The sequence below is a fragment of the Enteractinococcus fodinae genome, assembly GCF_031458395.1.
Classification (GTDB): Bacteria; Actinomycetota; Actinomycetes; order Actinomycetales; family Micrococcaceae; genus Yaniella; species Yaniella fodinae.
Genome location: NZ_JAVDYJ010000001.1, coordinates 693,242 through 716,494, shown reverse-complemented (window position 1 = coordinate 716,494; position 23,253 = coordinate 693,242). Strand labels below are relative to the sequence as shown.

The following is a 23,253-nucleotide window of genomic DNA, read 5'->3' as shown; positions in this document are numbered from 1 at the left end:
AGGCTGGGAATATGACTCCCTCGCCAGGCACGCACCCAGCCAAGATCGTGCACGAGAACCTCCGGCTCGTCCATGCTCCCGCCAAAGACCGGTTCGAGCTCTACCAAGATCGTCCCGAATCCGGGGACAGTGTTTTCATCGGGTTCATTGGTTACCGCATGGCGGAAGAAGATCCCGCGGTTTACGTGCTGCAACATACGATCGTGGCGGAACAATACGGCCGCCAGGGTTATGCCCGTGCATTGACCACACTGGTGTTAGAGGACCTGGCGAAACGGGAACAAAAGTTCACGACCCAGTGTTCTTATATCGTGGACTATTTGCGCAGGTATCCCGAATATTTGCGACTGGTGACCAACCCCGGCGCCAATCGATCATCACGGAAATAAGGAATATGACCGCTACCTCCATTGAGACCCCGTACGAAGAGCTGCTGGCAGATGTGCTTGAACATGGCACACTGACAACCGATCGCACCGGAACCGGAACCTATTCGGTCTTCGGGCGCCAGATTCGCTACAACTTAGCCGAGTATTTCCCGCTGATCACCACCAAGCGAGTCCACTTCAAATCGGCGGCACTTGAGCTCATTTGGTTCCTCAATGGTGATTCCAATGTGAAATGGCTCCAAGAACGTGGCGTGCGCATCTGGAATGAATGGGCCGATGAAGATGGCGAACTGGGCCCCGTCTACGGTGTGCAGTGGCGTTCATGGCCCGCCCCCAACGGTGAGTCCATCGACCAGATCAGCCAGGTCATGGAGTCTTTAGCCCAGAACCCCGGGTCGCGTCGTCACCTGGTCTCAGCCTGGAATCCGGGACAACTCGATGAGATGGCCCTGCCCGCATGTCACGCTATGTTTCAATTTCACGTCCAGCCGGAAGAAAACGGCCCCGGCAAACTGTCGTGTCAGCTCTACCAGCGCTCAGCCGACATGTTCCTCGGAGTGCCGTTCAACATCGCTGAGTACTCGCTGCTCACCATGATGATGGCCCACCAATTGGGTTACAACCCCGGGGAATTCATCTGGACCGGCGGGGACGTACACATCTACACCAATCACGTCGAGCAAGTCCGTGAACAACTCACGCGCGAACCGTATCCGTATCCGCAATTGCGATTCCGTCGGAAACCAAAAGATCTGTTCAGCTACGAATGGGAAGATTTCGAACTTGTCGAATACCAACACCACCCCACCATCAAAGCTCCAGTTGCCGTCTAATACCCAGCTCGGCATGGTCTGGGCCCAAAGTCTCAACGGTGTCATCGGGCTTGACGGTGACATGCCCTGGCACGTGCCCGAGGATCTGCAACACTTCAAGCGTGTGACCATGGATCAGGTCCTGGTCATGGGCCGCAAAACCTGGGCATCGTTCCCTGATTCCGTGCGACCGCTGCCAGGTCGCACCTCAGTGGTGGTCTCCGAAAGCTTTAGCCAAGACCCTTCAGACCCGAAACTTCAAGAGGACAGCGTTCACGTCGCGGCTGATTTACAAGCCGGCCTAGAACTTGCCGGTGAGCTTAAGACCGGGCCCGTAATTTGGGTCATCGGTGGGGGCAGCCTATATGATCAGGCACTAGACCTCGCCACCGTGGTAGAACGCAGCGTATTCAACCTCGACATTGACGGCGACACATATGCCCCCGAACTGAACGACTCGTGGTCGCTGACCACCCAGGATCCGGCAAACGGTTGGCATATGTCCAAATCCTCGGTGCAATACCGGTTCGAACGATGGGAGCGCACCCTTGACGAAAACCACTAACACCGCCCCGGTGTCGCAGCGCCAGATGGTGCTAGCGTTCATCGGTCTGGTGGCCGGTCCCCTGCTGGCTTTGGTGTCGGCCGGGATGGGCCTGTACCTGGTGCTCACCGGTCACACGGTCGCCGGTATCCTCTTTATCCTCGTGCTAACCCAAGCATTTATTGGCGTGGGGCTGTGGGCCTATAACGCACGGAAAAAACACGCTCTAGCCCAGAAGGTAGACTAAAACGTTATGACTCAACAAACTTCAGAGGCTCCTGTGTACGCTGATGCCGCTTCCCGCCCCTCCGTTGGGCTCATTGGTTGGCGTGGCATGGTCGGATCCGTTCTCATGCAACGCATGGTCGAAGAAAACGACTTCACCAAAATCAACCCGGTATTCTTCTCAACATCCAACGCTGGTGGTCCGGTACCCGAACTGCCGGGCGTGGACACGTCAGAAACTCTCCACGACGCTCATGATCTTGAGACCCTGGCCAAACTGCCCATCATTTTGACCACCCAGGGTGGCGACTACACCAACGAGGTCTATCCGAAACTGCGCGACGCCGGTTGGGACGGGATCTGGATTGATGCCGCCTCTGCCCTGCGCATGGACGATGAATCCATCATCGTGTTGGATCCGGTGAACCGAGACCAAATCGATGCCGGTCTGAAAAACGGCATCAACCAATTCGTTGGTGGGAACTGCACCGTTTCGCTGATGCTGCTGGGTCTGGGTGGGCTAATGCGCAATGGCCTGGTCGAATGGGGAACCGCCATGACCTACCAGGCGGCTTCCGGTGGCGGCGCTCGCCACATGCGTGAGCTACTCAAAGGCTTCGGAACCCTGCACAACGTGGTCGCCGAGGACCTACAAAATCCAGGCTCAGCCATTTTGGACATCGACCGTAAAGTGATCGAAGCTCAGCGTAATGGCAGCATGGACACCACCGAATTCGGTGCGCCACTGGCCGGCTCGCTCATTCCCTGGATTGATTCGGATCTTGGCAACGGCATGTCCCGTGAAGACTGGAAGGGCGGCGCGGAAACCAACAAGATTCTCGGCCGCACCGGCGACAACATCATGCCACTGGAATCCGTTACCGTGCGCATCGGTGCGCTTCGGTCACACTCCCAGGCGTTAACCTTGAAACTGACCAAGGACATGCCGCTGGACGAGATCGAAGATATCCTGGCTCGGGACAACGACTGGGTGAAAGTCATCCCGAACACCAAAGAAGCCTCGATGCAGCAGCTGACCCCGGTCGCTGCTACCGGCACCATGGATATCCCAGTCGGTCGCATCCGTAAGCTGGCTATGGGCCCGGAATACATCTCGGCATTCACCGTAGGCGACCAGCTCCTCTGGGGTGCTGCTGAGCCAGTACGCCGCATGCTGATGATTGCCACCGGCAACCTCTAAAAAACTCTTGCCCGCGATGACCGCGGGTATCACGCAACGCGCTACCAAGTCTTCGGACCGGTGGCGCGTTGCGTTTTAACGTGAATCCTCGAGGCCCGAGCCCCGAAGCGCCATGTCCTCGCGCAACCGGATGCGTCATCGCGGCACAGAGCGTGCCCTACAATGGCGAGCACGTAAGCTAACTCACGACGTCAAGGAGCGCGCCTGTGCGACTGCCTAAAATCAACATCCCGACCTATGCCTCGATGCGCATTGGACCAAAATTTTTACAGCGTTTCATGCGTATCTGGCCGCCCTATCTTGGCGCGGGAATCAAACCGGTCTACATCGCCGAAGATGGCTCACGGTCCATTGTCACCCATAAACCCAACGTGCTCACCCGTAATCTGGTGGGTACCGCTTTTGGTGGCACCATGCTGTCCATGACGGACCCGTTTTTCATGTTCGCGGGCGTGTACGGTCTCGGCAAAGAATACCTCGTGTGGGACGTTGGGGTCGAAGCAAAGTTCCTTAAACCCGGACGCGGTAAACTCACCGCGGATATGCGCGTCTCTGATGAAACCTGGGATCTGATTCGCACCGAAACCGCCGATGGTCAGAAGTATCTCCATTGGTTCGATGTGGACATCACCGACGAGCAGGACGAGGTAGTCGCCAGAATGCGTCGCCAAGTGTACTTCCGGAAGAAACCACAGTTCGTCCAACCAGACCCATCACAGGCCAACGCCACCCGATAATTTACGCTCGCTTATCAAGAAACTCCGCGACTATTGCCCACGGCAAGGGTAGTTCTTAGCGACCCAGTTGAACTCCCACGAGCACCGGTTCAGGTACGAGCGTGATTCCCCAGGTGTCAGCTACCCCATCGCGCACGGTAGTCGCGATCCGTAACAGATCTTGAGTTTTTGCATTGCCTCGGTTGGTGAGTGCCAATGTGTGTTTGGTTGATAGCGAGGCTCGACCATCGACGGTTCCCGGTTCGTTATGCAATCCAAAACCTTTGCGAAACCCAGCGTGATCAATCAGCCATGCTGCGGAGAGCTTCACCGTTTCTGCGGTATCCCCGGCTTCGTGGTGGGCAAACCGCGGGGCATGATCTGGCAGTGTCGCGGCGACTGAGGCGGGCACGATCGGGTTTGTGAAAAATGATCCGGTAGACCAGGTGTCATAATCTGCGGCATTGAGTACCATGCCTTTGCTGGCCCGTAGGTCCAGCACGGTCTGTCGGATATGTTCAAGGGGTGCGGTATCGCCCAACTCCACATTGAGCGCTCTGGCGAGTTGGGTATAGCGCACCGGTGCGCTTTGACCAGATTTTGCCAGCTTGAGATCCACGGAGAGCACGATCCATCGGGGCGATGCGTGCGTAACATCCGTATTCGCTGAGACGATGGATCGCTTGATGATGGAATCGCGGTATCCGAACTCAAGGTCAGCCGCGGCCAGCTCCACAACTTTGTGAACTTCTCTATCCCAGACGCGAATACTTTCCAGCGTCTGGGAGATGTCTGCGCCATATGCGCCGACGTTCTGGACCGGGGTAGCCCCGGTTGAGCCCGGAATGCCTGACAGCGCTTCGATCCCGGTGAGTCCCTGCGCGACTGACCAGGCAACGACACTGTCCCAGTCATGACCTGCCGCGATCCGAACGCGCACGTGGGTATCGGTGGACTCCAGAACCTCGATGCCCTCAGTGGCAATCTGAACTACCGTGCCCGGGAATCCCGCATCGGATACCAACAGGTTCGAGCCGCCTGATAACACCAACAGCGGCGTGCCACCCGCATCGGTTGCGGCGATGGCTCGGGTGAGTTGGGCTTCGGTTGCGGCGACAATCCAGGCATTGGCTGGTCCGCCCACTCGGGCGGTGGTGTGATGGGCCAGGAGTTTTTGCGTCATCGGGTTAGAGCTGTACCTTCGCTTGTGCACGGGTGAGCACTCGAGCCCCGTCTTCGCGAGGGTTGGTCACCGTGAGGTCCACACGGACTATCTTGTTTTCCTCGTCAATCGCGCCGACCTTGGCCACCACATCGAGTTTGGCCCCAGCGTTGGGGTTGTCGAAGGGGGTGGCAGGGTTAGAAGTATGGGTCGTTTCGGTCACCGGGACCATGCCCGAAAACCGGGTTTGGTAATCGATGATAGCGGTGGGGTCATTGGTCCATTCGGTCACCAGGTCAATGACCAGCCCCATGGTGAGCATGCCGTGGGCGATGACTCCGGGGAGTTCGGCGGCTTGGGCGGTGGCTTCGGACCAGTGAATGGGGTTGAAATCGCCGGAGGCTCCGGCATATCGGATCAGATCCGCCCGGGTGATGTCGATGGTGCGCGTGGCAACCACATCGCCTTTCGTGAGTTCTTCAATAACAGGCATAGCGTCTCCTTAACCCCGAATCAGCAAGGTGGATGTAATGGTGGCAACCGGTGCCTGGTCGGCGTTGGTCACTTCGGTTTGCGTGGTGAGCATGCGGTTGCCAGCGAGTTCTTTGACGGAGGTCAGGGTTGCTTGGGCGAAGAGTTCATCGCCTGCAACGACAGCGCGATGGTGCGTGAATCGCTGATCGGAGTGCACCACACGGGAAAAATCGACGGCAGCCTCGGGGTCATTCACCATCAAAGCTTCGGCGCGTTGGGCGATCGACACCAAGAAGGTTGGCGGGGCCACTAAGTCTTTGTGGCCTGCGGCGCGGGCGGCATCTGCGTCGTAATGCAGTGGGTGAGTGTTCTTCACTGCGGCAGCGAACCGGCGGATTTCTTCGCTGCCCACCTGGTACGGGCCCACGGCCGGGTATTGTCGGCCGGTAATATCAACAGTCATGTCGTGTCCTTTCCACGCTGCTGGCGACGTTTTCGGTCGGCTTCAAGGTTGGCTTTGAGCTCTTGACGGCGCCCGTAATAGCGGATGGTTTGGGCGATTATATGGGTGATGAGTCCAGCGCCCATGATCCACACAGCGGCCAAAGACAGTGCACGGGTGGAGGTTAGGCCGCCGACGATCGCGGTGATGAAACCGATGCCGAGGATGATCATGCCAGCGATCAGCACCCGCTGGTAGGTGCGGGAGCCGGTGCTAAAGGGGTTATCATCCATCCACGACATGTGTTCTATTATCACCTAGCCGAGCTAGTCCCCTTTGACGTTTACGATTTGCCGCAGGGTGTGGCGGATCGTGACCAGCTCCGTGGAATCTGCCATGACCTGATCGATGGGCTTATAGGCCTGCGGGATCTCGTCGATGAACTTGTCGGTGTCTCGGTATTCGATACCGGTCATGGCTTTGCGTAAGTCGTCTTGGGTGAAGGCTTTACGGGCCGCGCGCCGTGAATACTGGCGTCCGGCGCCATGGGGTGCGGAATCCAAGGCGTCGGCATTGCCCTTGCCTTCCACGATGTAGGAAGCAGCACCCATCGACCCCGGAATGGAGGCCATATCCCCGTTGCGAGCGCGGATAGCGCCTTTGCGTGTAACCCACACGGTTTTGCCGAAGTGTTCTTCTTGTTCGGTGAAGTTGTGGTGGGAGTTGATCCGTTGGATGTCTTGTACCGGTTGACCGACCCATCGACCCAGCTGGTTGTTGACCCGATCCATCATTTCTTCGCGGTTCAGTAAGGCAAAGTGTTGAGCCCACCGCAGATGCGCGATGTAGGTGTCGAATTGTGGTGTGCCCTCTTCAAACCATGCCAGGTCGGGGTGGGGTGGTTTGTCTCCGGCTTTGTGGCGCAGACTTTTAGCGATACCGATGTGGTGGGTGGCGATTCTATTACCGATCCCGCGGGATCCGGAGTGCAAAAACGTCCAGACGTTGTCGTCTTCGTCCAGGCAGATTTCGATGAAGTGATTACCGCCGCCCAGGGTGCCCAGTTGCACTCGCCAGTTGTGGTCGAAGGCATCTGGGTCGAAGTCGATCTCAAGGGCCATGGTTTCGAGCTGATCGATCCGCTCAGCTGCGCTCGGTTGGACTTTTCGGTTGTACTTACCGGCCGAGACCGGGATGGCACGTTCGATGTGCTCTCGCACGGTTTTGAGGTCTTGGGGCAGGTCCTCGAATGTGAACTGGGTCTGGACGGCGATCATGCCACACCCAATGTCGACCCCCACCGCAGCCGGGATGACGGCGCCCAACGTCGGAATGACTGAACCGACCGTGGCCCCGTAGCCGAGATGGGCATCTGGCATCAGTGCGATGTGTGGGTAGATGAAGTCCAGTTCAGCCGAGGTTATCGCTTGTTTGCGGGTTTCTTCTTCGAGCAGTGAGGCCCAGGACACTAACCGATCGTTGATACGTTCCATATCGTTGCAGTGTAGTCTGCCGGGTTCCGGAAAGTAACCAAAGCTCTCTGACCCAGCACAGGACAACGCGGCACCCACCCGTGTTGTCGGGTGGGTGCCGCGAAGTTTGCTGGTGACTAGTCGATGAGTTGGTAGTCGAATTCGTGCATCGCATCCATCAAGAAGTATGCGATGTGTTCTGCAAACGATGCCCTGGGCAAGATGCGCCAGGTGGTTTCACCGGTCTTCCACAACAGCACCGGGGTGCGTGCCAACGTGGTCGTGATGGCACGGTTGACCGTGAACACCCTGGGATGGATATCCGTTGGGGTACCCTTGCGCAGCGCTTTGTGCGCGGCTGGCCCGCTGAGTTCAACAATCGTACGGTTGGAGGTGAGGTCCACGACATGGCCGCGCTCATCCCCCAGCGCAGTTTCGAGCGTGGGGAAGAGTTCGGGTCGTTCGGTAAGTGAAATCGCCAGAAATTCGTCGGGCGAAATCCACAGCACAGCAATGCCATCGGGATCCCCAGCAACTTGTCCGACGCCTGCCGGGAGGCCGTCGGGTAGGACGTCTGTGATGGCCTCGTGGGCGGCGCTGCCGGGGATGGCGCGGATCCCGATCATGGTGGCAAACGGGATTTCACGGATGGCCACGGCTTGGGGCCCGGTGATTTCGGCTTGTGCTAGTTCGCCGGCCAGGTGTTGCAGGGGCGATTCGCGCAGTGCGCGGGGGTCGGGTTTAGTGTTCACCATCGCGGCGGGTTCCTTCCGGATCGAACGAGACAAGCGGGGTAATTTCGAATTCCACGGGCGGATCGTAGGCCGGGGCGTAGAGTTTCTCACCGATGCGTTGCGAACCGCCACGCACCAGCGCCAGCCCGAAGGTCCGACCCAGGGCAGCAGAGTCGTAGTATCCGGTGACATGACCCGTGGTCGCGACCGGGCGAGGCGCGTTCAGGTCTGCTTCGGAAACCAAGGCGGCGCCGTCTCGGACCCAGGAAGTTTTGTCTGTGGCCATAATCGCGACGAGCTCTTCGCGGTCATCGCGCTGGAAATCATCCAACTGATAGGAACGCATGCCCAAGAAGTCCTTCTTGAGTTTAGAGATCACCCATGACATGCCCACGTCCTGCGGTGAGTTGGTGCCGTCGGTGTCTTGTCCCACGATCACGAAGCCTTTTTCAGCGCGCAGGATGCGCTGGGCTTCCAACCCGTAGGGTGTGATACCGAAGGCGGCGCCAGCTTGCGCCACGGTATCCCACAGAGCGCGACCGTACTGGGAAGGCACCGCGATTTCATAGGACAGTTCACCGGTGAAGGAGATACGCGAAATCCTGGCCGGGATGCCATTGTCCAAAGTGGTTTCGCGAAATTCCATGAAACCGAAGGCATCCGGTGCGAAATCGACGTCGGAGGCGAGCTGCTCAACGACCCGGCGGGCTTTCGGACCCGAAACCGCAACGGTCGCGAACTGTTCGGAGACCGAGGTGAAGGTCGCATCCAGGTGGGACCATTCAGTTTGATGCCAGTTCTCCAGCCAGTTCAGCACGCGTTGAGCACCGCCGGAGGTGGTGTGCATGAAGAACCGGTCCTCAGCCAGGCGCAGGGTGACCCCGTCATCCATGACCTTCCCGTCGACGCCCGTCATGACGCCGTATCGGCCTTTCCCGACGGCGAGCTTCAAGAAACCATTGGTGTAGATCCGGTTGATGAACTCTGCGGCATCTTTGCCGCGAATTTCGATCTTGCCCAGGGTCGAGGAGTCGATCATACCAACACCATTGCGGGCCGCGATGGTTTCGCGGCGCACGGCTTGAGCTTTGGTCTCTCCCTGACGCGGATAGTAGGAGGCACGGCGCCATTCGCCGGCCATCTCAAACACTGCCCCGAGTTCCTCGTGGGCGCGGTCCATCGGGGTTTTACGCAGCGGATCAAACAGGTGACCACGCTGACGCCCAGCGAGACCGACATAGGAGATCGGTGAATACGGCGCACGGAATGTGGTGGTGCCAATGTCATCCATCGTGTGGCCCTCGAGCACTTCCGCCATCACGCCAATGGCGGGCACCGCACTGGTCTTTCCCTGATCATTGCCGGTCGAAATGGAGGTGTAGCGTTTGATGTGCTCGACCGAGGACATGCCCGCACCGATGGCGCGCAGCACGTCTTTGACCGTCTGGTCGCGGTGTAGATCCACAAAGTGGTCGGCGTAGGCGTCGAGGTCGTCTCCGTCTGGACTGGCGACCATGCGCAACGGCGCAATCGGGCCACTGGCGCCGCGCTCTGTCAAAGGTGATTTCAGCTCTGCATGGTGACCCGTGGCATCTGCTGCGGCAGCTCCGGCTTGGGTACCCTTAGCGAGCGCCTCATGCAGCGATAATGACCCGGTGATGGAGCCAACGTAGTGGAACGATTTGCGCGGCTGACCGACGACGAAGGCCTGGGCGTCGTTGTCCCAGACCACTTTGCCTTGACGCTGGGAGTGCAGGTGAATGACCGGTGACCAGCCGCCGGAAACCCCCAGGGTGTCCACCTCGAGTTGTTGGGTCGCGCCGAGGCTACCGTCGTCATGATAGGCGGCCACGGTGATGCCGGTCAGTTCGCCGTGATCGTTGCCGGTGGTGTCAGCTACGACGGAGCCAGCGATCACCTCAATGCCCGCTGACAGTGCGGCCTGGGCAGCTTCGCTGAGTTCAGGTCGGGCGTCAATGACCGCGACCAGACCGCCATTGGCGGCCAACTGGTGAGCCAGCGGATAGACCGAGTCATTGGTGGTGAACAGCGCGAGCGTGCTGCCGGCTTGGACCCCGTAACGGTTGAGGTAACCCGCGATCCCCGAGGCCAGCATGATGCCGGGACGGTCGTTGTTTTTGAACACGATCGGGCGCTCGTGCGCACCGGTGGCCAGCACGACCTGTTTGGCGCGAATGTGGAAGATCCGCTCGCGGGAGACCCCAAACGGTACTTGGTCATCCAGGTGGTCGGTGCGGCGCTGGGTGGCCATGAACATGTTGTTCTCGTAGGCACCAAAGACCGTGGTGCGGCCCAGCAGGGTCACGTCGTCATGGTTTTGCAACTCCTCGACGGTGTCGGCGATCCAAGTATCTGCGGGTTGGCCGTCGATCTCAGCTCCCGGGGTACCTGCGAGATTACCGCCAAACGTTGCCCGCTCATCCAGGATCAGCACCCGGGCACCGGCGCGGGCCGCTTGCCGTGCAGCGGCTAGGCCGGCAGGACCGGCACCAACGACGAGCACATCGGGGTGTGCGTAGACATAGTCGTAGTACTCCGGGTCGGCTTGGTCAGCCAGTCTGCCGATACCCTGCAAATGGTCGGCGACCATACCGTTGGTGACTTCCACGGTCGGACCGATCAGCATGGTTTCAGGGATCGCGCCCGGCTTATCGCGGGTGACGGTCACCAGGGAGTTGGGCTCTTCGACACCGGCTGTCAGCACACCGCGCGGCCGGCCCAGATAGATCGAGTCGCCCACGGTCCGGTAGCCGTTGGCTAATAGGGCCGATGTGACCGTGTCGCCGCGGTAGGCGGTGATCGCATGGCCGTCAATGGTCACTTCAACGGTTTCGCCGCGGTCAATAGCGGCTCCCGGGGCGGTCTCTGTTGGCACCCGGAATGAGGTACCGGTGGTCAGTGCTGCGGTGTTCGTCATCGGGCACCTTCTTGGAGGACGGAGGTATCAGGTCGTGGCGTGCCCACCTGGTAGGTGGCTTTGAACTCATAGGTCACGGTGTCACGTACGGCGTTGAACCATTTGCGACAGCCCAAAAGATGGACCCACCGTTCGGCACGTTCACCCATCGGGTTGTCCCGGAAGTACAACCATTCGGCCCATTCGTCATTGCTCAGTGCCTGAGGGTCTTGGGGGTAGGGCACGTGGGCTTGGGAGCCGTATTCAAATTCGGTTTCGTCGCGCAGCCCACAGTAGGGGCAGTCAATCATCATCATGGTTGCGGTTCTCCTAGTGCAGGACACCGGAGGCCGAGTGCTCATCCACCAGGTGTCCGGTGTAGTAGCGCTCTAGGCCAAAGTGTTTGTTGTATTCGTGTGGTTCATCGTGGGCGATGGTATGCGCCAGGGTGTAGCCACCGATCGGGGTGCCTTTAAACCCGCCGGAGCCCCAGCCGCAGTTGATATAGATGCCATCAACCGGCGTCTTGCCGATGATCGGGGTGGAGTCAGGCGAGATATCCACGACGCCACCCCAAACCCGGATGAGGTGTGCTCGGGCAAAAATTGGCACGAGTTCTACCGCGGCGGCCAGTTGACGTTCGATGGTGTGGAAACCCCCGCGTGCCCCGTAGGCGGTGTAGGGATCGGTGTTGGCTCCCATAACCAGTTCGCCCTTATGCGCTTGCGATACGTAGACGTGAATGTGGTGGGAGGTCAAAATGGTCGGGTGCACGGGTTCGAAGAGCTCTGATACCAGCGCTTGGAGCGTGCGAGACTGAATAGGAACTTGGAAGCCAGCTTTTTCGGCCAGCAGGGACGAGTGCCCTGCAACGGCGATCCCGACTTTTTCGGTCGCGATATTGCCGCGGGTGGTTTCGACGCCAATAACCCTGTCACCATCTTTGATGAATCCAGTGACTTCGGTGTTCTGGATGATGTCCACGCCCATGGCGGAGGCTTTACGGGCATAGGCCCAGGCCACGTGGTCGTGTTTGGCGATGGCTGCCCGTGGCTGGTGTGTGGCACCCATGACCGGGTGACGAATGTCTTGCGAGATGTTGACGATCGGTAACAGTTCTTTGACGTCTTCGGGCTCTAGCCATTCGGCGTCGGTGCCGTTGAGTCGGTTGGATTCCACTCGTCGGATGGATTCCCGTACTTCGGCATCGGTGTGGGCCAGGGTGATGAGGCCGCGTTGGGAGAACAAGAAGTCGTACTCCAACTCCTCATCGAGGCCTTCCCACATTTGCAGAGACCGATCGAAGAATCGCGTGGACCGGTCAAGCATGTAGTTTGAGCGAATAATGGTGGTGTTGCGAGCCATGTTGCCCCCACCCAACCAACCTTTATCGATCACAGCCACGTTGGTGATGCCGTGTTCTTTGGCCAGATAGTAAGCGGTGGCGAGTCCGTGGCCACCGGCGCCGACAATGACTACGTCATACGAGGACTTGAGACGCGGGTTCCGCCACAGGAAATCTGGATGTTCGGGTAGCAAATCTGCCATGCCAATCCCAATCTTGCTAGAGGTCTGTTTGGGACACGCACTGTGCCCCTGCCATCCACCACACTAGAAGTGTTCTAGTCGGGGATCTAGAGAATTGGCAACATTTCGCTTTTATACGATGAAAAAGTAGTGATCATTTCTGATCGGTTAACGATCAGGAGAGTAGGTATCGGAATGCTCCTCGACTTCGGCTCGCTTGCAGCGAAGCAGCGCTTCATCTTACGCCCTGAGCTATCCGTAGTTTACAGAATACTTATCAGTGATTATGAATGAGCTGCTTCACATCGCTCCGACACGTTCTTTCGGAACACGGCGGTTTGTAAGCCTATCTCTGATCCGCAACTGTCTCTGAGTACCTGCGCGCCGAGGTAGTTTCCCACAGGCTCGGAGGTCTTCGTGGGGTTGTCCACAACGCGTGGGTTTTCCCTTATCATGTCCGTGTGAATAGCTAGCATTGTGGTATGGAAACAGCAGTTGAGATGGCAGATCTGGTCCAGGAGTTCGTTGACTCCCTGGCCTCGCTGCCGCCTGCTGCGTCCGAGGAAGACAACATTGACCGGCTCCAACACCTGGAACGCGCCAAACGGGCGTTGGCTGCCGCCCAGGCGAGTGCGACGAATGCGTTCGTTGAGCAGCGCAAGGCCCATGAAGCCGGGATGCGAATCACGACTTCTGAGCAACTCAAAGGCATTGAGGCAGAAGTCGGCCTAGCCCGCGGGGAGTCCCCGTTTGTGGGGGCCGCACTGACCTATACGGCCACCGCCCTGTGCAACGTGCTCCCGAACACGTATGCGGCGCTAGCGGATGGGCGCATGAGTGAATATCATGCCCGGATCGTGGCCGAACAAACCAGCCATCTCTCGGATGCCCACCGCCGGGAGATTGATGGGCTAATTGCCCACCGGGTGGGTAAAGCCTCCAGCTCCCAGCTACGCAAACTCATCCAAGGACACGCCTACCGGCTAGACCGCAAAGCGGCTGAGCAACGGGCCGCGCAGAATCAGCGAGATCGTCGGGTGTGCTTGGATCCAGGCAGCGACGGCATCTCATATCTAACCGCCGAACTGCCCACCCATCAAGCGGTAGCAGTCATGGACGCGCTGCAGCAACAAACCAACAAACGCCTGGCCGCCCAACGGCGTGACGCCGCAAACACACCCGACGACCTCGACAATTCCGATGCTGAGCAACCGTTAACTCGCGACCAGGTCATGGCTGATCTCTTCGTCGAGCTGCTCACCGGGCAGACCACCGCCGACGGGGTCACCGCTGAAGTCGTGGTCGTGATGCACGATAGCAGCTTGTTTGGTGATGATGATGTGCCGGCCTGGATTCCCGGCCACGGACCGCTACCCGCCGGGATGGTCAAACACTGGTTAGCCGACCCGCAAGCCGCGAAGTTTTTCCGACGCATGTACACCCGAGCCACCGATGGCCAACTCGTGGCCCTAGAGTCCAAACGCCGTCACTTCCCCGAAGGGCTCTCCAAAATGTTGGCCATCCGGGACGATACGTGCGCCACCCCCTGGTGCAACAGCCCAGTCGAGGATGCTGACCACCGCAAACCCTGGGCCAAGGGCGGGACCACCAGCTGGGCCAACGCCACCGGGCTATGTAAACGCTGCAACCAACGCAAAGAAAACCGAGGCTGGTCCTATACCGGCACCCCAGATCGGCTCACGGTGACCACCCCCACCGGGCATCAATACACCGTGCCCACCCGGCCCCCAATCAGCCAAATCCGGCATACCACCACCGACCCACCCATCGGCCCCATCGACATCGCCTGGCCCGCCGCAGCCTAACCCCACCATGCCACCATGCCCACCCGAAGGTGCGCGCCCTGAGGAAGACAGCTGCAGGCCTGCTGGTTCTCGCTTGCGACATGGTCTTGTGCGACTTTCTTTGTCTTCGATCAAGACCTAGATTGAACATATGGTAGCTCTCGATAAAAGACTGTCTCGACCCGGCGCTACGATCGCCTACGGTGACACCGAAAGCGGCAGTCCAGCAGTGGTACTCACTCACGGAGCGAGTTTGGACCATACGGTCTTCGAGACCCAGGCGCGGACACTACAGTGACAGGGCTACCGAGTCATCACTTGGGATTTGCGCGGTCACGGTCTATCCACGTTAGATCCAGAGGTTAGTTTTCGCACAGAAGATGCTTTGGCTGACCTTGCCGCTCTCGTCAATGAGTGTGGGCTTGACCAAGTTGTTTTGGTAGGGCATTCGTACGGTGGAAATCTCGCGCAGGCCTTCGCAGACGCTTATCCCGACAGAGTCGCTGCGCAATTTGTCTTAGCAACCACGTGGAAAACCAAACCGCTCAACACACTAGAGCGACTGGCGTTGAATCTAACCATCCCGGTATTGCGGCTTGCCCCAGCACCGGTCATCCGACACTTTAGGGTACGGAGTCTCGTCTCACGCCGTGAGCTACGCCCCGCAACGCACCGACTACTCTCACACATCCCAAAACATCGGCTCGTGGAAATTTGGCGCGGCGCGATAGCAGTCCTGCAAGATTCACCGTATCGCCACGTCCCCACCGGCCTCGTTCGTGGCACAGCGGACCCGGTGCTTACCCTGGCCGCAGCCCTGCCTGGGTGGGTCCAGGCCGAAGGCTTGCGCGTGCATCCAATCACCGGTGCACGTCACCTTGTCACGTGGGACGCTCCCGAGACCGTCTCGGAGGCCTTGCTACAACTCCTGGCAGAGGTGCCAAACGTGCATTAACACACTCAAGGCCGACCCCGGAACACACCGGAGCCGGCCTTGCACGCCAGCGAGTTAGCATTCGGGCATAGTAACCGCGACGGCTAATCCGCCTCGTGAGGTCTCTTTATACTTATCCATCATGTCGGCGCCGGTTGCGCGCATCGTTTCGATGGCTTGGTCCAGACTGACCTTGTGGGTTCCATCGCCGTGCAGCGCCAGTCGCGCGGCATTGATCGCTTTGACCGATGCGATCGCGTTGCGTTCGATGCACGGGATCTGCACCAGCCCACCGACTGGGTCACATGTCATGCCCAAGTTGTGTTCCAATGCCATCTCAGCGGCATCTTCCACCTGGGATGGAGTACCACCCATGACCGCGGCCAAACCGGCTGCTGCCATCGAACATGCGGACCCGACCTCACCCTGGCATCCGACTTCAGCACCTGAGATGGAAGCCTGGGTTTTGATGATGATGCCAATAGCGCCGGCGGTGAGCATGAACTCCACGATCTTATCGTCGGTGACGTCGTCGAGGAATCTGGTGTAGTAGTGCAGCACCGCCGGAATAATCCCGGCCGCTCCGTTGGTTGGCGCCGTGACCACACGCCCACCCGAAGCGTTTTCCTCATTGACCGCCAGAGCGTACAAGTTGACCCACTCAATGCCGCGCAGAGCATCGGTGGTGTCCCCAGTGCGCTCGGTGGCGCCACCTTGGCTCAATTGTTTGTAGAGCCTCGGCGCACGCCGGGTGACCTTGAGCCCACCGGGCAAGGTGGTCTCGGTGCGGTCGATCCCGGCTTGCACACAGTCCTGCATGACCTGCCAAATATGCAACAGCTCGGAACGAATCTCTTCGGCATCACGCCATTCGAGTTCGTTCTCCCAGGTCAGGTCCGCGATGGATTTACCCTCCTGGTGGCACAACTCTAAGAGCTGCGTTCCGGTCCGGTAATCGTGGCGCACCTTGCGTTCGGTGGTCAGCGGTTTGTCGAGCTCGTCTTCCGTCACGACAAATCCACCACCGATCGAGTACGTGATCTGGGAGGCTAATTCGGTGCCGTTGGCATCGTAGACCGAGGACTTCATACCGTTGGGATGGCCCGGTAGTGACTTGGATAAGTGCAAGATCACATCATTGGCCCGATCAAAAGCCACCCTCTTGCGCCCAGCCAGTTCCAGGATTGCTGAGGTCTCGACTTGGGCGATGATGTCATCGACTTGGTCAGGCACAATCGTGGCGGGATCATGTCCAGCCAGCCCCAGGATCACCGCGGTGTCCGAGTGATGCCCGATGCCGGTGGCACCCAGCGAGCCAAACAGTTCCACTTGAGCTCGCTCAGTTGCCGCCAGCGTGTCGGCGTCCAGACCATTGATGAACTGGGCTGCCGCCCGCATGGGACCAACGGTGTGGGACGATGATGGCCCCAAACCAATAGAGAACATGTCCAGCACACTTAATGCCATGACTTATCCTTTCGAGGGTGAAAACTCGATCATCCCGTCGAGTAACCAGTTGACCACGTGGTTCGCAAAAGAAATCCGCGGCGCGATCCACCAGGTGTTCTCGGCTACTCGCCAAAGGATGACTGGTGTGTGGGCGACTTCTGTAACGTAAGCCTGGTTGACTGCCCAAGCCCGTGGGTGCAAATCCAGCGGACAGGATTTACGTAATACGAGATCGGATGCTTGGCCTGATAGCTCTATGATCGTCCGGTTCGCGGACAAATCCAAGACCTGTCCGGAACGATCACCCAGGACCTCCGTGAGGGTTTCAGCCAGGCCGGAGTCGGGCTGGTCGATCGCTAGGAACTCATCGGGAGAAAGCCACAGCACAGCGGTAGATGAAGAGTCCCCGATGACTTCCCCGACCTTGGCGGGCAACCCGCCCAAAGCCTGGGCCAGTGCGGTGTACCCATTAGTGCCGGGTGTGGCACGCAACCCGACCTGAGTGGTGAAGGGCACCTCGCGGATGCTTACTGCACTGCTGGAGGCGGCTTGGAGTTCTTCGGTGCGGTCGGTCAGTGGTGACCGTCGGAGTTGTTGTACATTAGCCATCTCGACGAGCTCCTTCTGGGTCAAAGAGGACGGTGGGCCCAATCTTCATGGTGACTTCCTCACCATCGACCAGGGCTTTGAGGCTTTCACCGATGCGGTCAAAACCATTCTTGATCAGGGCCAGCCCGAACGTACGTCCTAGTGCCGGCGAGTTGTAGGAGGCCGTAACCCAGCCTTCTTGCGAGATTGGACCGGCTTCGGCACCGACCGGGGTATCGATGGCCACGAGCGCTTCGCCTTCTTCCAGACGGAAGGTTGGGTCATCTGGCAGTACCGAGACGAGTTGTTTGCGATCCTCGCGGACGTTGTCGGCACGCAGGAACGAGCGCTTGCCAATGAAGTCCTTGTGCTTGGCAAGGATCCATTCCATCCCAGCATCCTGTGGGGTGACGGTGCCATCGGTTTCTTGCCCGACCACGATGAAGCCTTTTTCAGCGCGTAAGACGTGCATGGTCTCAGTCCCGTACGGGGTGATGTTGAACTCTGCGCCGGCTTCGGCCACGGCTTCCCAGACGGCCATGCCGTACCAGGATGCCACCGCGATTTCCCACGCGAGTTCACCCGAGAACGAGATCCGGCTGGCGCGAGCCGGAATGCCCGAGGCCAAGGTGATGTCCCGGAATTCCATGAACTTGAAGCCTTCAGCCGAGAAGTCCTCGCCCGGGGCGATCTTGTTCATCACGTCGCGTGACTTCGGTCCGACCACGGCGATGGTGGCGTACTGCTCTGTCACCGAGGTCGCGAAAACATCAAGTTCTGGCCATTCGGTTTGCAGCCACTCCTCGATCCAGTCCAGGACATCGGCGGCCCCGCCGGTCGTGGTGTGCATGAAGTATCGATCTTCGGCCAACCGCAAGGTCACGCCGTCATCGAAGATCATGCCGTCCGGTTTGAGCATCACACCGTAGCGGCCCATGCCCTCTTTGAGTTTGACGTAGCCGTTGGTGTAGATCCGGTTGAGGAACTCGGGGACATCTTTGCCGCGCAGTTCGATCTTGCCCAGTGTAGAGCCATCGAACATGCCCACCGAGTCACGCACCGCAGCGCACTCGCGGTAGACGGCCTCGTCCATGGTCTCGTTGCCCTGCGGGTAATAGCGGGCGCGTTTCCACTGGCCAACGTCTTCAAACACCGCGCCAGCAGCAACGTGGGCTGAGTGCATGGGCGTGCCGCGAGCGACCTCAAAGAGTTTGCCACGACGACGCCCCGCCAGCGCGGCGAAACCGACCGGCGTATACGGCGGGCGGAACGTGGTGGTCCCGATCTCGCCGAGGTCTTCGACCCCCAAAATGTTGGCCATGACGCCAATGGTGGGAACACCCGAGGTTTTACCCTGATCGGCACCGGTGGAAATTGAGGTGTAGCGCTTGACGTGTTCAACCGAGCTCATGCCGGCTCCGGTGGCGCGCAGGATATCGGCTACCGTCTGGTCGCGCTGCAGGTCAACGAAGTGGTTATCGTAGTCTTCGGGTGTGTCACCGTCTGGGGATGGAACCAACCACAGCGGCTGGACCGGACCGTAGGGGCGGTCGATAGCCCGGGCGGCTTTGGCTTCGGCGGCATATCCTGCCGCGGTGGCTGCTGCGGCGCCGGCTTTGGCGCCGGAAGTCAGTGCCGATGCGGTGGAGTACTTGCCGTTGAGCGCTCCTGCCAGGCGCATGTTTTCCACCGATTCCACGGCGACAAAGCCCTGGAGCTGCTCATCCCAGTCAATGCGACCTTTGCGGCCCGAGTGTAGGTGCACAACCGGCGACCAACCACCCGAGACAGCTAACGTGTCGACCTCGAGGCGTTGAGCCCTGGCGAGATCCAACGCACCATTGAGTGGCGCCACGGTGATGGCGTTGAGTTCATTATCCTCACCGGCGTGGGTATCGACAACCGCCGAGCCGATGATGACATTGACACCTTCCGAGACGGCTTGTTGTGCCGCCGCCGATGCTGAGGAACGCGCATCAATGACCGCGACGACTCCCCCGGTGGCTGCCAACTCGGAGACCAACGGGTAGACCGAGTCGTTGGTGGTGAACACGGCGATCTGTTTGCCGGCGCGCACAGCGTACCGGTTGAGATAGGCGCGGACTGCCGAGGCCAGCATGATGCCGGGGCGGTCGTTGTTCTTGAAGATGATGGGGCGTTCATGCGCTCCGGTGGCCAGCACTACCTGATCGGCTCGCACGTGCCAGACGCGTTCACGAGAGATGCCTTCACCCGGCGCTTCATCCAGGTGATAGGTGCGGCGCTGGACGGCGATCGCGTAGTTTTCGTCGTAGATACCGGTCACGGTCGTATCTGCAAGCACTTCGACGTCGTCGGCTGCGTTGAGCTGGGCCAGCGTGTTGTCGATCCATTGCGAGGCAGGCACCCCGTCGATGATTTCATAAGGCGCATCCAACAGGCTCCCGCCGGCCCATGGCTTTTCATCCATGAGCATGACGCGAGCCCCCGATGCGGCGGCATTCGCTGCGGCAGTCAACCCTGCCGGGCCGGCTCCGACCACCAATACATCGGTATGGACGTGAACGTGATCGTAGTAAGCCTGATCCGCGGCAGGGTCTAGCTTACCGAGTCCACGCAGTTGCGTCGCTTTTATCCCGTTTGTCACCGGAACTGTGGTGGATGTCATCATCGACTCTTCGATGTCACCTGCGTGACGCGGCGATAGATGCACCAGTGAGTTCGGTTCTTCGACACCCGCTGCGAACACGCCACGAGGTCGGTTCCAGTACATTGAGTTGGCGGCCGAGCGGGTGCCGGTGGCCAACAGTGCTGAGGCGACCATGTCGCCGCGCAGTGCGGTAGTCGGATGCCCGTCAATGGTCACATCGACGGTGTCGTTGTGGTCGACCACGGCGTGTGGTGCCTGGTCGGGGCTCAAGCGGTAGGAGTGATTCCCCTGGCGACCATCAGTGGTCTGTGTTGCTTGATCTGTGGGGGTGTGAGTCACTTGGAACCTCCGGTAACTTCCGGGCGAGGCGAGCCGGCCGGGTAGGTGGTCTTGAATTTATAGGACACAGTGTCGCGGATGGCGTTGAACCACTTACGGCAACCGCCGCTGTGGACCCAGCGTTCAGCGAAGTCACCCTTGGGGTTATCGCGATAGAACAGGAACTCGCCCCATTCGCGGTCAGACAAGGCGTAGGGGTCTTCGGGGTAGGCGACGTGGGCTTCACCGCCGTAGCCGAATTCGGTTTCGTTGCGTGGCCCGCAGTACGGGCAATCAATGAGCATCATGGCTGTTGCCTTTCGTTAGTGGGCCACGGCTGCTGCGCCGTGTTCGTCAATCAGATGACCGGTTTCGAAACGCTCCAGGCTAAAGGGCGCGTTGATTTCGTGTGGTTCATCGTGGGCGATGGTGTGGGCCATAGCGTAGCCAGCACCCGGGGTGCCCTTGAAGCCGCCGGTTCCCCAGCCACAGTTGACATACAGGCCGTCGACTTCGGTCTTAGACACAATCGGCGAGGCATCCGGGGTGGTATCGACGATGCCGCCCCAGGTCCGTAGTACGTGTGCGCGAGCAAAGATCGGGAACAGTTCTACAGCTGCGGCCATTTGTTCCTGAATTACGTGGAAGGCACCGCGCTGGCCGTACCCGTTGTAGGTATCGATGCCGGCACCCATGACGAGTTCGCCCTTGTGCGCCTGGGAAACGTAGACGTGGATGTGGTTGGACATGACCACGGTGGGGTGTACGGGTTCAAACAGTTCCGATACCAGAGCCTGCAGCGGATGGGACTGGATCGGCAGTTTGATACCGGCCATTTCGGCCAGCTGGGAGGAGTGCCCGGCACCGCATAGGGCGACTTGGCCGGCGTGGATCTTGCCGCGAGTCGTGTCGACTCCGGTGACTTTACCGTTTTCGACCAGCACGTCGGTGACCTCGGTGTTCTGGATGAGGTCGATACCGGCCATGTCAGCCGAACGGGCCAAGGCCCAAGCGACGTGGTCGTGCTTGGCGATCCCCGCGCGCGGCTGGTAGGTCGAACCCATAATCGGGTACCGGATGTTGTCCGAAATGTTAATGATCGGACAGATCTCTTTGACTTCTTCTGGTTCGAGCCATTCGGAGTCGACGCCGTTGAGCCTGTTGGCGTTGACCCGTCGCTTGGAGTCGCGCACTTCTGAGACGTGGTGGGCCAGGTTCAATACCCCGCGCTGGGAGAACAGGAAGTCGTAGTCGAGTTCTTCGGGGAGCTCTTCCCAGAGCTTCAGCGAAGTTTCGTAGATGTTGGCGGATTCGTCCCAGAGGTAGTTTGAACGAATAATGGTCGTGTTGCGGGCCATATTGCCGCCACCCAACCAGCCCTTATCGATCACGGCCACATTGGTGATGCCGTGCCGGGCGGCCAGGTAGTGGGCCGTGGCCAGCCCGTGCCCGCCAGCCCCGACGATGATGACATCGTAGGACGACTTCGGCTCCGGATTGCGCCACAGGTATTCGGGGTGTTGTGGGAGAAGTTCTGCCATGGTTATGCTCCGAACGGTTCCAGGTTTGGGTATAGCGGATGAGCTTCGGCCAGCGTTGTGACGCGTTCTGCGAGCTCAGGGAGGGTCTGGCGATCACCGGTGGCACCGGCGATCAAGGTCAAGGCAATGATGTCGGCGACCTCTTTGAAGGCTTCGGTGCCAAAGCCGCGAGTGGTCAGTGCCGGCGTACCAATGCGCAGACCGGAGGTCGTCATGGGTGGGCGTGGATCCCACGGGACGGCATTGCGGTTGACGGTGATATCGACTTCCTGGAGCAGATCTTCGCCTTGTTTGCCGTCCAGCTCGGAGTCCCGCAGATCGACCAGTACCAGGTGCACATCCGTGCCACCGGTCAAGACCGAGATGCCAACGTCGGCGACATCTGGTTGCGATAGCCGGTCAGCCAAGATTTTTGCGCCTTCTAAGGTGCGGCGCTGACGTTCGGCGAATTCTTCTTCTGCTGCAACCTTGAAAGCCACGGCCTTGCCGGCGATGACGTGCATGAGCGGCCCACCCTGTTGGCCCGGGAAGACTGCCGAGTTGATCTTCTTGGCGATATCCGCGTCGTTGGTCAGGATGATGCCACCGCGAGGACCGGCCAGTGTTTTGTGTGTCGTGGAGGTCGCCACGTGAGCATGTGGCACCGGTGAGGGGTGTAGGCCGGCAGCGACCAGACCGGCGAAGTGGGCCATATCGACAAACAGGTAGGCGCCAACTTCGTCGGCGATTTCGCGGAAGCGGGCGAAATCCAGCTGACGTGGGTACGCAGACCAACCGGCGACAATCATCTTCGGCTGGTGCTCGCGCGCAAGTCGGGCAACCTCGTCCATATCGACTTCATAGGTGGTTTCATCGACCGAGTAGGGCACGATGTTGTAGAGCCGACCGGAGAAGTTCAGCTTCATGCCGTGGGTCAGGTGACCACCGTGGGCCAGGTTCAGGCCCATGACTGTGTCGCCAGGACGGATCAACGCGTGCATGACCGCGGCGTTGGCCTGCGCTCCGGAGTGTGGCTGCACATTGGCGTACTCTGCGCCAAAGAGCGCTTTGACGCGTTCAATAGCTAGCCGCTCCACTGAGTCCGCATGTTCACAGCCACCGTAGTAGCGTCGTCCGGGGTAACCTTCGGCGTATTTATTCGTCAGCACCGAACCTTGAGCCTGCATAACCGCCATCGGTGTGTGGTTTTCCGATGCGATCATTTCCAGGCCGCTTTGCTGGCGCTGGAGTTCTTGATCGAGAAAACCGGCAATTTCTGGATCGAGCTCAGCAAGATCCTGAGTCAGTGACGGCGCAACCTGAGACTCAAACTGCATAGAGGTGGTACTTGTCATGAAACTTCCTTTGAAATCCTGAACGACACTTGATATATCA

Annotated in this window: 22 protein-coding genes and 1 pseudogene; 8 read left to right on the top strand and 15 right to left on the bottom strand. The window is 59.4% G+C overall.

All coding sequences use genetic code 11. The features are described 5' to 3' along the window. The first annotated feature begins 11 nt into the window (after positions 1–11). The 6 genes from J2S62_RS03350 to J2S62_RS03325 all read left to right on the top strand — a co-directional run bounded on the left by J2S62_RS03350 (position 12) and on the right by J2S62_RS03325 (position 3,908). Positions 12–389 carry a GNAT family N-acetyltransferase gene (locus J2S62_RS03350; RefSeq protein ID WP_310171401.1) on the top strand — a complete coding sequence of 126 codons (378 nt, stop codon included), beginning with the start codon at positions 12–14 and terminating at the stop codon, positions 387–389. A gap of 5 nt (positions 390–394) precedes the next feature. Next, positions 395–1,222: a thymidylate synthase gene (locus tag J2S62_RS03345; RefSeq protein ID WP_310171399.1), complete on the top strand. Its 828-nt coding sequence runs from the start codon at positions 395–397 to the stop codon at positions 1,220–1,222. Then, a complete protein-coding gene (locus tag J2S62_RS03340) occupies positions 1,173–1,766 on the top strand; it encodes a dihydrofolate reductase (protein WP_310171397.1) in 594 nt (197 codons plus the stop codon). Before J2S62_RS03345 ends, J2S62_RS03340 begins: the two co-directional genes overlap by 50 nt. Further along, positions 1,750–1,992 (top strand): NF038396 family protein, encoded by a 243-nt coding sequence (locus J2S62_RS03335; protein ID WP_310171395.1) that lies wholly within the window; start codon positions 1,750–1,752, stop codon positions 1,990–1,992. Before J2S62_RS03340 ends, J2S62_RS03335 begins: the two co-directional genes overlap by 17 nt. A gap of 6 nt (positions 1,993–1,998) precedes the next feature. After that, positions 1,999–3,171 carry an aspartate-semialdehyde dehydrogenase gene (gene asd / locus J2S62_RS03330; protein ID WP_310171393.1) on the top strand — a complete coding sequence of 391 codons (1,173 nt, stop codon included), beginning with the start codon at positions 1,999–2,001 and terminating at the stop codon, positions 3,169–3,171. Between the two features lie 206 nt (positions 3,172–3,377). After that, positions 3,378–3,908: a DUF4442 domain-containing protein gene (locus J2S62_RS03325; protein ID WP_310171392.1), complete on the top strand. Its 531-nt coding sequence runs from the start codon at positions 3,378–3,380 to the stop codon at positions 3,906–3,908. A gap of 55 nt (positions 3,909–3,963) precedes the next feature. Here the strand turns inward: J2S62_RS03325 and J2S62_RS03320 are convergent, their stop codons facing one another. The 9 genes from J2S62_RS03320 to J2S62_RS03280 form a co-directional block, all read right to left on the bottom strand. After that, complete coding sequence (locus J2S62_RS03320; protein ID WP_310171390.1) at positions 3,964–5,070, bottom strand: UDP-N-acetylmuramate dehydrogenase; 1,107 nt, start codon at positions 5,068–5,070, stop codon at positions 3,964–3,966. A 4-nt stretch (positions 5,071–5,074) separates the two neighbouring features. Further along, the gene (locus J2S62_RS03315) at positions 5,075–5,542 is read right to left on the bottom strand and encodes a MaoC/PaaZ C-terminal domain-containing protein (RefSeq protein ID WP_310171388.1); all 468 of its coding nucleotides are present in this window, start codon (positions 5,540–5,542) and stop codon (positions 5,075–5,077) included. Between the two features lie 9 nt (positions 5,543–5,551). Then, the gene (locus J2S62_RS03310) at positions 5,552–5,986 is read right to left on the bottom strand and encodes an FAS1-like dehydratase domain-containing protein (protein WP_310171385.1); all 435 of its coding nucleotides are present in this window, start codon (positions 5,984–5,986) and stop codon (positions 5,552–5,554) included. After that, on the bottom strand, positions 5,983–6,267 hold the full coding sequence (locus tag J2S62_RS03305) for a hypothetical protein (protein ID WP_310171383.1): 285 nt from the start codon (positions 6,265–6,267) through the stop codon (positions 5,983–5,985). The genes J2S62_RS03310 and J2S62_RS03305 overlap by 4 nt, the downstream gene beginning before the upstream one ends. Before the next feature lie 24 nt (positions 6,268–6,291). Beyond that, positions 6,292–7,458 (bottom strand): RtcB family protein, encoded by a 1,167-nt coding sequence (locus tag J2S62_RS03300; RefSeq protein WP_310171380.1) that lies wholly within the window; start codon positions 7,456–7,458, stop codon positions 6,292–6,294. Positions 7,459–7,574: 116 nt separating this feature from the next. After that, on the bottom strand, positions 7,575–8,192 hold the full coding sequence (locus J2S62_RS03295) for a sarcosine oxidase subunit gamma (protein WP_310171378.1): 618 nt from the start codon (positions 8,190–8,192) through the stop codon (positions 7,575–7,577). Next, the gene (locus J2S62_RS03290; RefSeq protein ID WP_310171376.1) at positions 8,179–11,109 is read right to left on the bottom strand and encodes a 2Fe-2S iron-sulfur cluster-binding protein; all 2,931 of its coding nucleotides are present in this window, start codon (positions 11,107–11,109) and stop codon (positions 8,179–8,181) included. The genes J2S62_RS03295 and J2S62_RS03290 overlap by 14 nt, the downstream gene beginning before the upstream one ends. Then, positions 11,106–11,405 (bottom strand): sarcosine oxidase subunit delta, encoded by a 300-nt coding sequence (locus J2S62_RS03285; protein WP_310171374.1) that lies wholly within the window; start codon positions 11,403–11,405, stop codon positions 11,106–11,108. The genes J2S62_RS03290 and J2S62_RS03285 overlap by 4 nt, the downstream gene beginning before the upstream one ends. A gap of 13 nt (positions 11,406–11,418) precedes the next feature. Then, positions 11,419–12,636, bottom strand: coding sequence for a sarcosine oxidase subunit beta family protein (locus J2S62_RS03280; RefSeq protein WP_310171371.1), 1,218 nt, complete (start codon positions 12,634–12,636; stop codon positions 11,419–11,421). A 461-nt stretch (positions 12,637–13,097) separates the two neighbouring features. On the opposite strand from J2S62_RS03280, the gene J2S62_RS03275 reads away from it, so the two are divergent. Both J2S62_RS03275 and J2S62_RS03270 read left to right on the top strand, forming a co-directional pair. Beyond that, positions 13,098–14,441: an HNH endonuclease gene (locus tag J2S62_RS03275; protein WP_310171369.1), complete on the top strand. Its 1,344-nt coding sequence runs from the start codon at positions 13,098–13,100 to the stop codon at positions 14,439–14,441. 289 nt (positions 14,442–14,730) lie between these two features. Continuing rightward, positions 14,731–15,375, top strand: a pseudogene (locus tag J2S62_RS03270) (alpha/beta fold hydrolase); the annotation flags it as partial. 54 nt (positions 15,376–15,429) lie between these two features. Here J2S62_RS03270 and J2S62_RS03265 read toward each other — a convergent pair. The 6 genes from J2S62_RS03265 to glyA all read right to left on the bottom strand — a co-directional run bounded on the left by J2S62_RS03265 (position 15,430) and on the right by glyA (position 23,213). Further along, complete coding sequence (locus J2S62_RS03265; RefSeq protein ID WP_310171367.1) at positions 15,430–16,821, bottom strand: L-serine ammonia-lyase; 1,392 nt, start codon at positions 16,819–16,821, stop codon at positions 15,430–15,432. A 3-nt stretch (positions 16,822–16,824) separates the two neighbouring features. Beyond that, positions 16,825–17,412, bottom strand: a complete 588-nt coding sequence (locus tag J2S62_RS03260; RefSeq protein WP_310171364.1) for a sarcosine oxidase subunit gamma — start codon at positions 17,410–17,412, stop codon at positions 16,825–16,827. Then, positions 17,405–20,290, bottom strand: a complete 2,886-nt coding sequence (locus tag J2S62_RS03255) for a 2Fe-2S iron-sulfur cluster-binding protein (protein WP_407650004.1) — start codon at positions 20,288–20,290, stop codon at positions 17,405–17,407. Before J2S62_RS03255 ends, J2S62_RS03260 begins: the two co-directional genes overlap by 8 nt. 65 nt (positions 20,291–20,355) lie before the next feature. After that, positions 20,356–20,646, bottom strand: coding sequence for a sarcosine oxidase subunit delta (locus J2S62_RS03250; RefSeq protein WP_310171360.1), 291 nt, complete (start codon positions 20,644–20,646; stop codon positions 20,356–20,358). 15 nt (positions 20,647–20,661) lie between these two features. Then, the gene (locus tag J2S62_RS03245; RefSeq protein WP_310171358.1) at positions 20,662–21,879 is read right to left on the bottom strand and encodes a sarcosine oxidase subunit beta family protein; all 1,218 of its coding nucleotides are present in this window, start codon (positions 21,877–21,879) and stop codon (positions 20,662–20,664) included. Between the two features lie 2 nt (positions 21,880–21,881). Beyond that, on the bottom strand, positions 21,882–23,213 hold the full coding sequence (gene glyA, locus J2S62_RS03240; protein WP_310171355.1) for a serine hydroxymethyltransferase: 1,332 nt from the start codon (positions 23,211–23,213) through the stop codon (positions 21,882–21,884). Between the last annotated feature and the right edge of the window lie 40 nt (positions 23,214–23,253).